The organism is Pantoea sp. SGAir0215 (genome assembly GCF_043543215.1).
Map to the genome: position 1 here is coordinate 271,160 of NZ_CP028031.1, position 14,107 is coordinate 285,266.

The following is a 14,107-nucleotide window of genomic DNA, read 5'->3' on the forward strand; positions in this document are numbered from 1 at the left end:
GATACCTGTCAAAGAGCTTTCAAACGTTGGATCAACTTTTTTCCAACATGTGGATAATCTGATTCGCCACCACTTTTGCACTTTGATCGTCAGTGCGGATGGTAACATCGGCGATCTCTTCATACAGCGGGTTGCGTTCAGCGGCCAGCGCTTCAAGTACTTCACGCGGTGGCGACTCGACCTGCAGTAAGGGGCGTTTTTTGTCACGCTGCGTACGTGCCAGTTGTTTCTCAATAGTGGTTTCAAGATAAACCACGACGCCGCGGGCGGAGAGACGATTACGTGTTTCCCGGGATTTTACGGAGCCACCGCCGGTCGCCAGGACGATGCCCTGCTTCTCGGTCAGTTCATTGATGATTTTTTCTTCACGATCGCGGAAGCCAGCTTCGCCTTCAACGTCAAAAACCCAGCCCACATCCGCTCCGGTGCGTCGCTCAATTTCCTGATCGGAATCGAAGAACTCCATATTGAGTTGCTGAGCCAACTGACGGCCAATAGTGCTTTTGCCGGCACCCATCGGCCCAACCAGAAAGATATTGCGTTTCTCTGCCATTTTGTCGGTATTACTAAGAATTCGTTAATGATACCCCGCTTTCAGCATTTTACTGGCGGGACAGGAACTGAGACCTCATGAGCGTTAGCAAGAGTCAGACGAAAAATTATCTCAACACTCAAGGCTGTTTGGCAACCGATTATATTGCTTACAGCACATCCATTTCTGAATTGGCCTGTTGTTCGCGAAACTGTAAGGCGTCAGTAAAGCGTTGTGACATGACTGCGTACAGAGGAATTCGCTCATCTGCTTGCCGGGTTCTTCCAACTCAGACGCTTACAACGTGTTAAAAATCGCTAAACCTTGTAAGCTAATTCCTGTCCTGCGTCAACGCAGTTAAACTTTCAGGGCACATTTTCCGTTTTATCGTGCCGTAAGCGCTGCTTCCCTGACCAATCGCGGCGTCATGAAGATCACCAGCTCGCGTTTTTTATGTTCTTCAGCCTGCTGGCGGAATAATCCCCCCACGACGGGCAGACGGCCAAGTAACGGCACCTGCGTTTGTCCCTGAGTGCGCTGCTGATGGAAAATACCGCCTAGGGCCAGTGTTTGCCCGTCGTTAACCGTCACCTGCGTTTCCATTTCCTGCTTATCAATCGACAGCACCTGCGAGGCGCTGGTCTGAACCACGCGCCCCGGCACGTTCTGGCTGATACGTATTTTCAACTGAATGCGGCCATTGCCTAAAACGGTGGGCGTGACTTCCATGCCCAGCACCGCTTCTTTGAATTCGATACTGGTTGCGCCGCTGTTACCGGCTGAGACTTCATAAGGGATTTCGGTGCCCTGTTTAATCGACGCGGTTTGCTGATGCGACGTAAAAAGCCGTGGGCTGGCGATGATTTCAACCTGGTTTTCCTGCTCCAGCGCACTGAGCTCCAGATCCAGCACTCTGCCGCCTGTCCGCGACAACGTGACGCCCAGCGAAACAGCGGGCGAGGTCAGCCCCAGGGGAATAGCCAGAAGCGGGTGATGTAAAGCCCGGCTGAGGCTTTCACTATCCTCAGACAGTCGCCAGTTGACGCCCAGCTCATGCAGATTCTCTTCACTAATCGTCACGATATGGGCCGCCAGCTCAACCTGTTCCAGCGGCACATCCAGCGCCTGAATCCAGCGCTCCGTGTCTTGCAGCGCCGGTTCAGTGTCGCGCAGCAACAGGCTGTTGGTGCGCGTGTCCACAGAGGCGCTCCCGCGCGATGTCATAAGCGACTGGCGTTCCCCTTGCAGGCTGCGATGCACCTCACTGGCACTGGCATAGAGCAGGTTGATCCTGCGCTGCATTAAAGGACGCTGCTGACGCGCTTCCGCCTGTTGTACCTTTTCTGCTTCGCGCCGCTGCTGCTGCCAGCGCTCGGGATAAACCAGCAGAACGTTATCTTCTTCCAGCACAGTCAGTTGCGCCATCCGCGCGACCAGCGACAGCGCCTGTTGCCAGGAGACGTTGTCCAGCCGCAGTGACAGCGTTCCGTTAACCTCAGGGGAGATCATCAGGTTGATCTGCTGGTAATCAGCCAGCGCCTGTAAAATGCGCTCAATCGGCGCATCATCAAACGCGAGGCTCAGGCCCTCATCAGGGCTGGCGTGAGCGGGGATTTGGCAAAACAGCAGGAGTGTCAGAATCGCTATCCTTATCATGCAGGCGTCCTTTGAGATGAAACGTGAAACGTTGGGCCGGGCAACTGCCCGGAATAAATAGCTGAAGCGAACGGGAAGTAAACCGGAGGGTTTGCCAGGGGAACAACGGAAAAGGCTGGTCGCTCAGGACGTGAACAGATTTGCCCTGTGGCGTCAGTAGCCAGCCCTGAAACCGGGGAGCACGACCAATGATGCCCTGCAAACGCCATTCGCTGAGAGGTTCAACCTCCGCCAGGCAGGCCGCGCCAGGAAGGGGACGAAACGGATCGCGTGCCTGCGCAACGCCAGCGCCACAGCTGAGTAACAGCAGAACAACACTAATGGGTTTCATCAGCGTCCAGCCAGAGTTGCGCCACCAGATAGTCAGAATGAGCGGTTAACTGAAAGCGATCAGGAAACGCCGTTGCAGACGTTGAAAGCGCAGAAAACAACGGCGGAAACTGGGCCCATTGCAGATGGAAAGTGAGGGCTCGAGGCTGTTCATCGGGCAGCCACTGCTCAAGCGCTGCACCCCGCTCTGCGATGATCGCCTCCAGCGTCGATGACGCGGCTGACTTTTCCATCTGAATCTGCTGAAGTTGTGCCTGTAAAACAGCAAGGGCGGGATAGCGGGCAAACTGTCGCTGCAGCTGTTGCAGGTGCGCCTGCTGCTGCACGCATTGATGCCTGGCATCAGCCAGCACCCGTTTTTGCGGCTGTAGCACGGTCCACCAGGCCACACACAGCAGGCAGACCGCGCCCGCCAACAGGCTGCCATAACGCAGCGGTGGAGCTAACCGCATCCAGTGCCTGGTAAGGCTACTCACTAGTCGCCTCCTTAAGGCGAATATGCAAGACGAAGCGATACTCCCCTTCAGGCTGGCGTTGCACATTGCCTTGTTTGATCTGTGAAAACAGCGCCACATCGCTTAAGCGCTGACGAAAGACGCGAATCTCCTGCATATGCTCCGCTTTTCCCTCCAGTTGTAACGACGTTTCCCGTTTATCCAGTCGCGTTAACCACAGCCCGTCAGGCAGCAAAGCAGGCAACGCAAGCCAGAGTTGCTGCCAGACGTGAAACTGCCTGCTCTGCTGGTGCAGCCAGTGGCGACGCTGCTGCGCCTCATCCAGTTGTTTCAACAGTCGCTGTTGCTGCACCACCTGCTGTTCAGCGGCCTTAAGGGCATGACTGAGGCCGACATGCTGACGCTGAACCCGTCTGAGCGCCTTATGATCCCGCCAGCACTGTCCTGCCACCAGCAGCACGACCAGTCCTGACGTGACAGCCAGCATACGTAAGCTCTGACGCCGTTGACGCTGCCAGCGCCAGTGCCGCCAGGGAAGAAGATTCACAGCGACCATCAGCAATCCTCTTTCCGCAACGCCAGCCCGGCGGCCAGGACGAAGGCCCCCGGATGCGCGGGCAAAGGTGGCTGCTGATAGCGAAATGTTTGCAGGGGAGAGAACGGCACCGTGCCAGCCGGCGGCAATGCGTTATCGGCATCACAATAATAAAGCGACGTCGCGTGGGGAAAAGCCTGCTCACGTAGCGCGTCAAAACCGCCCTCTCCGGCAAAAAGTGCGGCGTTGACGCCATCGCTCCACAGGTAACGTGCATCCTGGCGTAAAACCACTACACTTCCCGCAGCCAGTTGCGCCTGTTCTGCGACGATGTTGAGTGCGTTCGTTGCCAGTTCAAATACAGAGCATTTAAGGCCGGCCTGCTCCAGCGGTGTCCGCCACTGCGTAACGACATCCCGCCGTGCAGCCGTGACGCTTAGCCGTTCCAGGTTGGTATCGACACGGTAATCCAGGGCCAGTTCACTGGCGTCCACCGGGAAAAGACGCTGAGCGGATGCCCGGACAAAGCGGCCCAGTGCGGGTTCTTTTAAGGGCGGATCAGGCAGAGAAAGCGGTTGCTGTAGTGCCAGGTGCGCGGGAAGACAGACCCGTAACGTATAGCGCCGTGGTAACACCTTACGCCACTGGCTTAATACAGACAGCAATGCAGGGGAAGATTGCAGCACACCGTTTCTTAACGTATCTTGCGGCAGCCGTTGCTGCCACCAGTGGCATAATTGCCAACCCCGGCGACGACGCAGGATGGCAAGGGCACAGCACTGCCGGTTCTGAATATCCAGTCCAATTTGCCAGGTGTGAAAAGCCATGCGCGCGATCTCCTTATCGTCCGGAAAAATGGACATATCAAAGCGTCTGGCTTGCCTTTATACTACTGCGCGGTTGCTTATAAACTGCCCAAACGACAACAGATGGGAAATCTCAGGTGAAGTTCGTAAAGTATTTATTAATCCTTGCAGTGTGTTGCATCTTGCTGGGAGCTGGCTCGATTTATGGTTTGTACAAATATATAGAGCCCCAGTTACCCGACGTTAACACACTGAAAGATGTGCGTTTGCAAACCCCTATGCAGGTTTACAGCGCCGACGGCGATCTTATCGCCCAGTATGGTGAAATGCGCCGTATTCCGCTCAGCCTGCAGCAGGTTCCACCTGACATGGTCCATGCGTTTATTGCGACGGAAGACAGCCGCTTCTATGAGCATCACGGTGTGGATCCCATCGGGATTTTCCGTGCCGCCAGCGTTGCGCTGGTCTCAGGCCATGCGTCCCAGGGGGCCAGTACCATCACGCAGCAACTGGCGCGTAACTTTTTCCTCAGTCCGGAACGCTCCCTGATGCGTAAGGTAAAGGAAGCCTTTCTGGCGATTCGCATTGAGCAGTTGCTGAATAAAGACGAAATTCTTGAGCTTTACCTGAATAAAATCTATCTCGGCTACCGGGCTTATGGCGTTGGCGCAGCCTCGCAGGTGTATTTTGGCAAACCCGTTGGCGAGCTGTCGTTGAGTGAAATGGCGACCATCGCCGGGCTGCCGAAAGCCCCGTCAACCTTTAACCCGCTGTATTCCCACAGTCGTGCTGTCGCCCGACGCAATGTGGTGCTGGCTCGTATGCTGGACCAGAAATACATCACCCAGCAGCAATATGATGAAGCACGTAATGCGCCGCTGGTCGCCAGCTATCATGGCCCGAAAATCGTCTTCTCCGCGCCCTATCTGACCGAGATGGTGCGCCAGGAAATGGTGAAACGCTATGGCGATAATGCGTATACCGATGGTTACAAGGTTTACACCACCGTGACGCGCCGTCTGCAGGAATCCGCGCAGGAAGCCGTGCAGAACAACGTCATCGCCTACGATATGCGTCACGGCTATCGTGGCCCTACCAGCGTGCTGTGGAAAGTCGGCGAGCCAGCCTGGGGGCAAACGCAGATTGTTAAAGCATTAAAAAATCTGCCTCTGTACGGGCCGCTTCATCCGGCCGTCGTAACGCATGTCCAGAGTGACGAAGCTACCGTCATGATGAAGGATGGCAGCAATGTGTCACTGACGATGGCGGGCGTGCGCTGGGCGCGTGCCTTTAAATCGGACACAGTGCAGGGACCGACACCAAAAAGCATTGCACAGGTGCTTCAGCCGGGCCAGCAGATCTGGGTACGCCAGGTCGGCGATACATGGTGGCTGGGCCAGGTACCGGATGTGAACTCGGCCCTGGTTTCACTGGACCCTAATAACGGTGCGGTTCGCGCACTGGTCGGGGGCTTTGACTTCAACCAGAGCATGTTTAACCGCGCGACTCAGGCGCTGCGCCAGGTGGGTTCAAACATCAAGCCGTTCCTGTATACCGCGGCGATGGATCGCGGGTTAACGCTGGCATCCATTCTGAACGACGTACCGATTTCTCGCTGGGATGCCGGTGCCGGTGCGGACTGGCGTCCAAAGAACTCTCCGCCCACTTACGATGGTCCGATTCGTCTGCGTCAGGGGCTGGGGCAGTCTAAAAACGTTGTCATGGTTCGTGCCATGCGTGCAATGGGCGTGGATTACGCCGCAGAGTATCTCCAGCGTTTTGGCTTCCCGGCACAGAATATTGTGCATACCGAATCGCTGGCCCTGGGTGCCGCGTCGTTCACACCGCTGCAGGTCGTGCGGGGCTATTCGGTGATGGCTAACGGCGGCTTCCTGATCGATCCTTATTTCATCAGTAAGATCGAAAATGAACAGGGACAGACCGTTTTCGAAGAGAAACCCAGAATTGCCTGTCCGCAGTGCAACTTACCGGTGATCTACGGTGAAACCAAAAAAGCGCTGGCGCTGAATGCGGAAAGCGTTGAGAACGTTGCCCCGTCCGCCCCACAGCAAAATCAAGCCGTGCCGCAGCCTGAGCTGGAGCAAGTGCCCGCCCAGCCTCAGCAGGGTGGCGAGCAGCAGTATGCGCCGCACGTGATTAACACACCGCTGTCCTTCCTGATCAAAAGCGCGCTGAACAGTAATATTTTTGGTGAGCCAGGCTGGATGGGCACCGGCTGGCGTGCCGGACGCGACCTGAAACGTAATGATATCGGCGGGAAAACAGGGACGACTAACAGCTCCAAAGATGCCTGGTTCTCGGGTTACGGCCCGGGCGTGGTGACCTCGGTGTGGATCGGCTTCGATGATGCGCGTCGCGATTTGGGTCGCAGTACGCTTTCTGGTGCCATTCCCGATCAGATTTCGGGCTATGAAGGCGGGGCGAAGAGTGCACAGCCTGCATGGGATGACTTTATGAAAGTGGCCCTTGAAGGTGTACCTGTTCAGCCGTTAACGCCGCCTGAGGGCATTGTTACCGTGACCATTGACCGCAGTACGGGCAAGCTGGCCAATGGCGGAGGAAACACACGTCAGGAGTACTTTATCAACGGAACACAGCCAACCGAATATTCGGTTCATGATGCAGGTACGACCATCATGGACAATGGCGAAAGTCACGAACTGTTCTGATAAACGTGAGAGGCGGCCTGGCCGCCTCTCCGCTTTTTACCGCCCGGAAATCTGGTGCTCAATCAGTAATGCAGACGGCCCTGCTTCACCAGCCACTCACGCACCATAAACAACGCACTGACGTTGCGCGCTTCGCGGAAATCAGGCTCCTGCAGTAACGCCAGCATGTTGCTTAACGGCCAACGGTGGACCACCAGCGGCTCAGGCTCATCCCCTTCCAGCTTCTCCTGGTAAAGCCCTTCTGCAACCACGATGTTCATCTTGCTGGAAAAATAGGACGGTGCCATCGTCAGTTTACCCAGCATAGTTAACTGGCCAGCCCCGAATCCCGCTTCCTCTTTCAGTTCACGGTCGGCCGCCTGATTGACCGTTTCACCCGGATCGATTAAGCCTTTTGGAAAGCCCAGTTCATAGCTTTCCAGGCCCACGGCATACTCTTCGATCAGAATCAGATGATCATCAATGATGGGCACAATCATGACTGCCTCGCGTTCCGACGGTTTCATGCGTTCATAAATGCGCCGGGCGCCATTGCTGAAGGCCAGGTCGACCGCTTCGACAGTAAACAACCGTGAACGTGCTACGGTTTCTACATTGAGGATGTCAGGTTTTTTTAACGACTTTTTCATATCAGCCTCAAACTTGCTGCGCCAGCACTCCGTAGCGAATTAGCATACCTAACCGTGGAGCATTGTGCGACTCAATGACGTCATCCGGTTACGCAGCCCACGTTTTCTCTATGCAATAACGGCTCTATTTCGGGCACAAAAAATTTGCGTTAGTCAATATCTGCCTTCAAAATTCAGACAATGCCGATACAATACTATGTGCATGATAGTTACTATTCTGGCACTGTGTGCTGTAATAACGCCTAATCAAATGATTTACAGTACAATTTTGTTTGTTGTTAAACTTGTCAGAGTTGTTTAACCTCCCATCAATCGCCTGAAATCAGGGGCGCGTCTGGGGACGTAAGTCTAAAGTGAAGGCAGTATTTTGGCTGAATTGAGCAAAGCATGAGCACAATAATTATTATATTGGCCTTAGTGCTAACCTGTTCAATTCTGGCAGGTATTGGATTTTGGTACGCTATGCGGCGCAGGCCGCCGTTGGCGAAACCGTTGCCATTCATCAGCCCGCCCTGCCGTAAACTGACTGAAAGAGAGCGCAGAGCCGTAGAGCAGTATCTTGCCGCCCTGGAAAAACAACCCCGTATTCTCAGCCCTGGTGAATCCCGTCGTCGGCACGAAAAGCTGGTGCTGACCGCCCAGAGCAACAATGTTTATCCGGTTACCCGCGCGATTACCCGCTATGGGCTTTCCACCGACGATCCGCATAAGTGGCGCTACTATCTGGATGAAGTTGAAGTCCATTTGCCGCCGCTGTGGGAACAGTACATCACCGATGAAAATTACGTTGAGTTGATCCGTACGCAATCGATCCCACTCATCATTTCGTTAAATGGCCACTCGCTGGTGGATTACGCGATTGATCAGCAGTCACTGCCTAATCTGATACGTCCGGCATCCACAAATGCCTCTATCCGTAAGGCCGAAAGCGAAAACGTTGAGTTAGTTCGGGTGCGCAAAGAAACACTGGAAGAGTATCGACTGTCCCGCCCGGATGGCACGCGCGAGGCCGTTATCATCTCGTTTGCGTTGATGATGTTTTTTATTGGTTTGTTATTACCCACAAGTCTGATGATCTGGCTGGTGGTGATTGCCAGCGCGATGGTCGTCGCAAGTCTGTGGTTAATGTACCGGATTCCCGGTGAAAATGGTCTGCGTGAGATCCACTGCCTGCGCGGCGCGCCAAAACGCTGGGGCTTATTTGGCGAGTCCAATCAAGAGCAGAGCAACATCACGCTGGGGATTATCGACCTGATTTATCCCGCGCACTGGCAGCCTTACGTCGCACACGACCTGGGACAGGTTACAGACGTCGAAATTTATCTTAACCGTCAGGTGGTGCGTCAGGGGCGTTTTCTTTCTTTGCAGGACGAGGTAAAAAACTTTCCGCTTCAGCGCTGGCGGAAAAATGTCGTTCTGGCCTGCGGTGCCTTTATTGTTCTGGCCTTCTTACTCACCTGGATACCGCTCAGTATGCCCATCAAGCTCAGCCTTGCATGGGTAAAAGGTACTGACAGCCTTGATGTCAGTAGCGTCAATCAACTGAGTCGTGAAGATTTGAAAGTGGGTGACAGCCTGAAGGTTACCGGGACCGGCATGTGTGCCGTGCCGGGCAATTATCAAAGCAATCGCACTTATATCTACATGCCGTTCGACTGCTCGCAGATCTACTGGAATAACGCTACGCCTCTGCCACTGCCTCACTCAGATATTATTGAGAAAGCCTCCGCGCTTCTGGAAACCACCACAAAACAGCTGCATCCCGAAACCAATACGGACCCCAAACTGAATCCGCAGTTAGCGTCTGCGATTCAGAAATCAGGCATGATTTTGCTGGATGACTTTTCCGATCTGGTGTTGAAAACGCAGGCGCTGTGCAGCCAGGCACAGGACTGTGTTCGGCTTAAAAACGCGTTGGTGAATTTGGGCAATGCCAAAGACTGGGACACATTAGTCAGCCGCGCCGATTCCGGTCAACTTAACGGGATGAATGTCCTGCTGCGCCCTGTCAGCGCGGAAGCGCTGGAAAATCTGGTGCACACCGCGACGTCGACCTTCTTTTATCGTGAAACGCGTCGTGCCACAGAAAATCTCAACAGCCCACCGCCGGGCGGGTTTGTGATTGTCAGCGACGAAGGGCATCAGTTAGTCAACCAGCCTCAGCCCGCGGTTCCCTTGTTTGATCTGGATGCGGCCTCACAATGGCAGGAGCTGCAACGTCTGTCCTCACTGCTGTTGCACACGCCGTTCAGCGCGACGGGCATCATTACGAACATCTACACAGATGCCAACGGCACGCGCCATATCGCCCTGCATAATGAACCTGATGCGATGGCAAAATGGCGCTATCTCGGTGCCGCCTTGCTGTTAATCGTGCTCCTGGCCTGTGGCCTCACTAACGGCCTGCTGGCGCTGCGTCGTATGCATCTGAATCGTCAGCGTATGCTCGCGATTCAGCAATACTACGACACGTGCTTTAACCCTTCCCTCAGCACTATACAGGGCGTGCGCTCCGTATTCTGACCGGCCTGCAACTGTGCTACCCTGTTGCGCGAAAAGGCAATGGGTAAATCCGCCATGATGTGTAACGGTTCTGATATTGATACCGTGCTGTTGGATATGGACGGCACGTTACTGGATCTGGCGTTTGACCGCGTCTTTTGGCGGGAACAGGTGCCGGATGCGCTGAGCGCGCATCGGGGCATCCCTGTCGAACACGCGCGGCAGTTGATGGAAGAAAAATATCAGGCCGTGTCCCATACGCTAAACTGGTATTGTCTGGACTACTGGTCAGAGGCCCTGCAACTGGATATCCACGCGATGCTCTGGGCACACCGTCATCGCGTCCGCTTACGGCCCGATACGCTGCCTTTTCTGCAGATGCTGCGGCGCACAGGTAAGCGCACTATTCTGCTGACCAATGCGCATCCCTGGAATCTGGACGTTAAACGACGACAAACAGGTTTAGCACCACACCTTGATTTATTACTTTCCACCCATACCTTTGGCTATCCGAAAGAAGATCAACGTTTGTGGCAGGCGGTCGCGCAACACACGGGCTTTGATGCATCACGAACATTGTTCATTGATGACAACGAAATCCTTCTTGATGTCGCTAAATCCTGGGGAATCGGCTGGTGTTTAGGCATCCGTAATCCTGATTCCGGTCGTCCCGAACAACCCTTTCAGCGTCACTATGCAATAAGCCATTACCGCACAGTGATCCAGGCCTGGGAGCAGCTATGAAAGAAAAATCTGAAGACGGTGTTCGTCTTGATAAATGGCTTTGGGCGGCGCGGTTCTATAAAACCCGTTCCATTGCGCGCGAGATGATTGAAGGCGGTAAGGTTCATTACAATGGTCAGCGCAGCAAACCAAGTAAGCTGGTTGAACGTGATGCGGAGCTAACACTGCGCCAGGGCAATGATGAACGTACCGTCGTAATTACCGGGATCAGCGAACAGCGGCGCCCGGCCAGTGAAGCGCAGCAGCTTTATCGTGAAACGGACGCCAGCATTGAGAAGCGCGAAAAAATGGCGCTGGCGCGCAAAATGAATGCGCTGACTATGCCCCATCCCGATCGCCGGCCTGACAAAAAAGAGCGCCGCGATTTGATGAAATTTAAGTTATCGGGTGATGAGTAAGACAGGCCTTGATGCCGCTCACCGCCCGCCCAAAGAGAGAAAAATTATGTCTGTAAACGATCAACTGCGCCGTTATCTGTTTGAAAATGCTGCTGTTCGCGGCGAACTGGTCAACGTTTCAAACACCTGGCGTGAAACCATTAAAAACCACGATTATCCACCCGCTGTGCAAACCCTGCTGGGTGAGTTACTGGTGGCAACCAGCCTGCTTACCGCGACGCTGAAATTTGATGGTGAGATCACCGTGCAGTTGCAGGGCGATGGTCCGCTGACGCTGGCCGTGATCAATGGGAATAATCAGCAGGAATTACGCGGTGTCGCGCGAATGAAAGGCGAGATCCCTGACGACAGCACGCTTAAGAGCATGGTGGGCAACGGCTATCTGGTGATTACGATTACACCAGAAAAAGGTGAGCGCTATCAGGGCGTGGTCGGTCTGGAAGGTGACACGCTGAGCGAATGCCTGGAAGATTACTTCATGCGTTCAGAACAGCTGCCAACCCGACTGTTTATCCGCACCAGCGATGCAGGCGCCGCCGGGATTCTGTTACAGGTTCTGCCCGCGCAGGACACGGATAAAGAGGATTTCGACCATCTCGCTACGTTGACAGAGACGATTAAAACAGAAGAATTGATCGACCTGCCGGCAACTGATGTGCTCTGGCGACTGTACCATCAGGAAGAAGTGACCGTTTACGATCCCCAGCCGGTGATCTACAAATGTACCTGCTCGCGCGAACGTTGCGGCGAGGTCCTGAAAACGCTGCCGCAGGAAGAAGTCGATGAGATTATTGCCGAAGACGGCAAAATCGATATGCATTGCGACTATTGCGGATCGCATTATGTTTTCGATGCTGTCGATATTGCCGGTATCCGCAGCAACTCCGTGGAAAACAGCAACCGTCTTCACTGATCCGACCAGGGCGGTTCTGCCGCCCTCACCTCTGCTTTGCTATGCCCTTAATTTATCTGATAAATTATCTTTTTTTACTTTCTTAACATCTTAAAAACGTTCGAAACACGACCTTAACGCGCCCTGAGTCGCATTTTTAAAAGAACATACCTTCCCCCTCAGACTCAGTAGAGTACACTGCGCGCGATCTGTCTCCTCGCCTGACCGGGCGGCCTTTGACCGACACGATCCCAAACTCTTTTTGCCCGTACAGAACAGACACCGATTTAAGGAGCAGTAAAATGCGCGTTAACGGCCTGACCTCGAAAGCCCTTGCCGATCTGGGCATCACCGATACCACTGAGGTGGTTCACAACCCTGATTACGACACGTTATTTCAGGAAGAGATGCGCCCGGAGCTCGAAGGTTTTGAGCGTGGCACCCTGACGCAAAGCGGCGCAATCGCAGTCGATACCGGGGTGTTTACCGGGCGCTCGCCTAAGGATAAGTACATCGTCCGCGATGACACCACGCGCGATACGCTGTGGTGGAACGATCAAGGCACCGGAAAAAACGATAACCAGCCTCTGTCGCAGGAAACCTGGCAAGCGCTGAAAAAATGCGTGACGCAGCAGCTTTCAGGTAAGCGTCTGTTTATTGTGGACGCCTTCTGCGGTGCCAATCCTGACTCACGCCTGAGCGTACGCTTTATTACCGAAGTGGCCTGGCAGGCACACTTTGTGAAAAACATGTTTATCCAGCCCAGCGCTGCCGAACTGGATAACTTCACGCCGGATTTTGTGGTCATGAACGGCGCAAAATGCACCAATCCGGACTGGCAGGCGCAGGGACTGCATTCTGAGAACTTCGTGGCCTTTAACCTGACGGAAAGGATGCAGCTGATTGGCGGCACCTGGTATGGCGGGGAGATGAAAAAAGGGCTGTTCGCAATCATGAACTACCTGCTCCCACTGAAAGGCATTGCGTCAATGCACTGCTCGGCCAACGTGGGTAAAGCCGGTGACGTGGCGGTGTTCTTTGGTCTGTCCGGCACGGGTAAAACCACATTGTCTACCGATCCGGATCGCCAGCTTATTGGCGATGATGAACACGGCTGGGACGATGACGGCGTGTTTAACTTTGAAGGCGGCTGCTACGCCAAAACGATTAATCTTTCTGAGCAGGCCGAACCCGAAATCTACCGCGCCATTCGCCGCAATGCGCTGCTGGAAAACGTGGTGGTGCGTGAAGACGGCAGTATCGATTTTGCGGATGACAGCAAAACCGAAAACACCCGCGTCTCCTATCCGATTCATCACATCGATAATATCGTGCAGCCGGTTTCCAAAGCAGGTCATGCGAAGAAGGTGATTTTCCTGACTGCCGATGCCTTTGGCGTACTGCCTCCGGTCTCCCGTTTAACGCCAGAGCAGACGCAGTACCATTTCCTGTCGGGATTCACCGCCAAGCTTGCCGGCACGGAACGCGGTGTGACCGCCCCCACGCCAACATTCTCAGCCTGCTTTGGTGCCGCCTTCCTGACACTGCACCCCACGCAGTATGCAGAAGTGCTGGTGAAGCGCATGGAAGCGGCCGGTGCGCAGGCTTATCTGGTTAACACCGGCTGGAACGGCAGTGGAAAACGCATTTCGCTGAAAAATACCCGCGCCATTATCAACGCGATTCTGGCCGGTGAGCTGGATGATGCGCCAACGGAAACGCTGCCGGTATTCAACCTTCAGGTCCCTAAAACCCTGGGCGATCTGGATGAAGACACCCTGGATCCACGTCGTAGCTGGGAAAGTGAAGCGAAGTGGCACGCTGCGGCGGATGATTTGGCCCAGCGTTTTATCACTAACTTTGAGAAGTATACCGATAATGCGGCAGGTGCCGCGTTGGTTAAAGCCGGTCCACAGCGCTAATCGCCACGGCGCGGCC

The 14,107-nt window shown here is 54.5% G+C and carries 13 protein-coding genes; 6 read left to right on the forward strand and 7 right to left on the reverse strand.

What is annotated here, in order from left to right; translation table 11 throughout:
* Positions 1 to 31: 31 nt before the first annotated feature.
* The 6 genes from aroK to pilM all read right to left on the reverse strand — a co-directional run bounded on the left by aroK (position 32) and on the right by pilM (position 4,335).
* A complete protein-coding gene (aroK, locus tag C1N64_RS01465; protein ID WP_033741572.1) occupies positions 32 to 553 on the reverse strand; it encodes a shikimate kinase AroK in 522 nt (173 codons plus the stop codon).
* Positions 554 to 916: 363 nt separating this feature from the next.
* Entirely contained in the window at positions 917 to 2,188 is a 1,272-nt protein-coding gene (gene hofQ / locus C1N64_RS01470) for a DNA uptake porin HofQ (RefSeq protein ID WP_072193577.1), read from the reverse strand.
* A complete protein-coding gene (locus C1N64_RS01475; protein WP_058715068.1) occupies positions 2,124 to 2,519 on the reverse strand; it encodes a HofP DNA utilization family protein in 396 nt (131 codons plus the stop codon). The genes hofQ and C1N64_RS01475 overlap by 65 nt, the downstream gene beginning before the upstream one ends.
* A complete protein-coding gene (gspM, locus tag C1N64_RS01480) occupies positions 2,506 to 2,994 on the reverse strand; it encodes a type II secretion system protein GspM (protein WP_058708598.1) in 489 nt (162 codons plus the stop codon). Before gspM ends, C1N64_RS01475 begins: the two co-directional genes overlap by 14 nt.
* Positions 2,987 to 3,529 (reverse strand): PilN domain-containing protein, encoded by a 543-nt coding sequence (locus C1N64_RS01485; protein WP_367143585.1) that lies wholly within the window; start codon positions 3,527 to 3,529, stop codon positions 2,987 to 2,989. The genes gspM and C1N64_RS01485 overlap by 8 nt, the downstream gene beginning before the upstream one ends.
* Entirely contained in the window at positions 3,529 to 4,335 is an 807-nt protein-coding gene (gene pilM / locus C1N64_RS01490) for a pilus assembly protein PilM (RefSeq protein WP_394515200.1), read from the reverse strand. Before pilM ends, C1N64_RS01485 begins: the two co-directional genes overlap by 1 nt.
* Before the next feature lie 116 nt (positions 4,336 to 4,451).
* Between pilM and mrcA the strand changes: the two genes are divergently transcribed.
* Positions 4,452 to 7,004: a peptidoglycan glycosyltransferase/peptidoglycan DD-transpeptidase MrcA gene (mrcA, locus tag C1N64_RS01495; RefSeq protein ID WP_039342670.1), complete on the forward strand. Its 2,553-nt coding sequence runs from the start codon at positions 4,452 to 4,454 to the stop codon at positions 7,002 to 7,004.
* A gap of 62 nt (positions 7,005 to 7,066) precedes the next feature.
* On the opposite strand, the gene nudE is transcribed toward mrcA, so the two are convergent.
* Positions 7,067 to 7,633 (reverse strand): ADP compounds hydrolase NudE, encoded by a 567-nt coding sequence (gene nudE / locus C1N64_RS01500; RefSeq protein WP_054686903.1) that lies wholly within the window; start codon positions 7,631 to 7,633, stop codon positions 7,067 to 7,069.
* A 387-nt stretch (positions 7,634 to 8,020) separates the two neighbouring features.
* Between nudE and C1N64_RS01505 the strand changes: the two genes are divergently transcribed.
* The 5 genes from C1N64_RS01505 to pckA all read left to right on the forward strand — a co-directional run bounded on the left by C1N64_RS01505 (position 8,021) and on the right by pckA (position 14,091).
* Positions 8,021 to 10,156, forward strand: a complete 2,136-nt coding sequence (locus C1N64_RS01505; RefSeq protein WP_033741582.1) for an intracellular growth attenuator family protein — start codon at positions 8,021 to 8,023, stop codon at positions 10,154 to 10,156.
* Positions 10,157 to 10,213: 57 nt separating this feature from the next.
* A complete protein-coding gene (gene yrfG / locus C1N64_RS01510; protein ID WP_173476985.1) occupies positions 10,214 to 10,879 on the forward strand; it encodes a GMP/IMP nucleotidase in 666 nt (221 codons plus the stop codon).
* Positions 10,876 to 11,277: a ribosome-associated heat shock protein Hsp15 gene (gene hslR / locus C1N64_RS01515; protein ID WP_006121008.1), complete on the forward strand. Its 402-nt coding sequence runs from the start codon at positions 10,876 to 10,878 to the stop codon at positions 11,275 to 11,277. The genes yrfG and hslR overlap by 4 nt, the downstream gene beginning before the upstream one ends.
* Positions 11,278 to 11,323: 46 nt before the next feature.
* A complete protein-coding gene (hslO, locus tag C1N64_RS01520) occupies positions 11,324 to 12,190 on the forward strand; it encodes an Hsp33 family molecular chaperone HslO (RefSeq protein WP_006121009.1) in 867 nt (288 codons plus the stop codon).
* Between the two features lie 281 nt (positions 12,191 to 12,471).
* Complete coding sequence (pckA, locus tag C1N64_RS01525; protein WP_054686900.1) at positions 12,472 to 14,091, forward strand: phosphoenolpyruvate carboxykinase (ATP); 1,620 nt, start codon at positions 12,472 to 12,474, stop codon at positions 14,089 to 14,091.
* Positions 14,092 to 14,107 lie beyond the last annotated feature (16 nt).

Excerpts from the sequence above, each read along its gene's own strand:
- aroK (WP_033741572.1), bottom strand. The coding sequence starts at position 553 with ATGGCAGAGAAACGCAATATCTTTCTGGTTGGGCCGATGGGTGCCGGC.
- hofQ (WP_072193577.1), bottom strand. The coding sequence starts at position 2,188 with ATGATAAGGATAGCGATTCTGACACTCCTGCTGTTTTGCCAAATCCCC.
- C1N64_RS01475 (WP_058715068.1), bottom strand. The coding sequence starts at position 2,519 with ATGAAACCCATTAGTGTTGTTCTGCTGTTACTCAGCTGTGGCGCTGGC.
- C1N64_RS01485 (WP_367143585.1), bottom strand. The coding sequence starts at position 3,529 with ATGGTCGCTGTGAATCTTCTTCCCTGGCGGCACTGGCGCTGGCAGCGT.
- pilM (WP_394515200.1), bottom strand. The coding sequence starts at position 4,335 with ATGGCTTTTCACACCTGGCAAATTGGACTGGATATTCAGAACCGGCAG.
- nudE (WP_054686903.1), bottom strand. The coding sequence starts at position 7,633 with ATGAAAAAGTCGTTAAAAAAACCTGACATCCTCAATGTAGAAACCGTA.
- C1N64_RS01505 (WP_033741582.1), top strand. The coding sequence starts at position 8,021 with ATGAGCACAATAATTATTATATTGGCCTTAGTGCTAACCTGTTCAATT.
- yrfG (WP_173476985.1), top strand. The coding sequence starts at position 10,214 with ATGTGTAACGGTTCTGATATTGATACCGTGCTGTTGGATATGGACGGC.
- hslR (WP_006121008.1), top strand. The coding sequence starts at position 10,876 with ATGAAAGAAAAATCTGAAGACGGTGTTCGTCTTGATAAATGGCTTTGG.
- hslO (WP_006121009.1), top strand. The coding sequence starts at position 11,324 with ATGTCTGTAAACGATCAACTGCGCCGTTATCTGTTTGAAAATGCTGCT.
- pckA (WP_054686900.1), top strand. The coding sequence starts at position 12,472 with ATGCGCGTTAACGGCCTGACCTCGAAAGCCCTTGCCGATCTGGGCATC.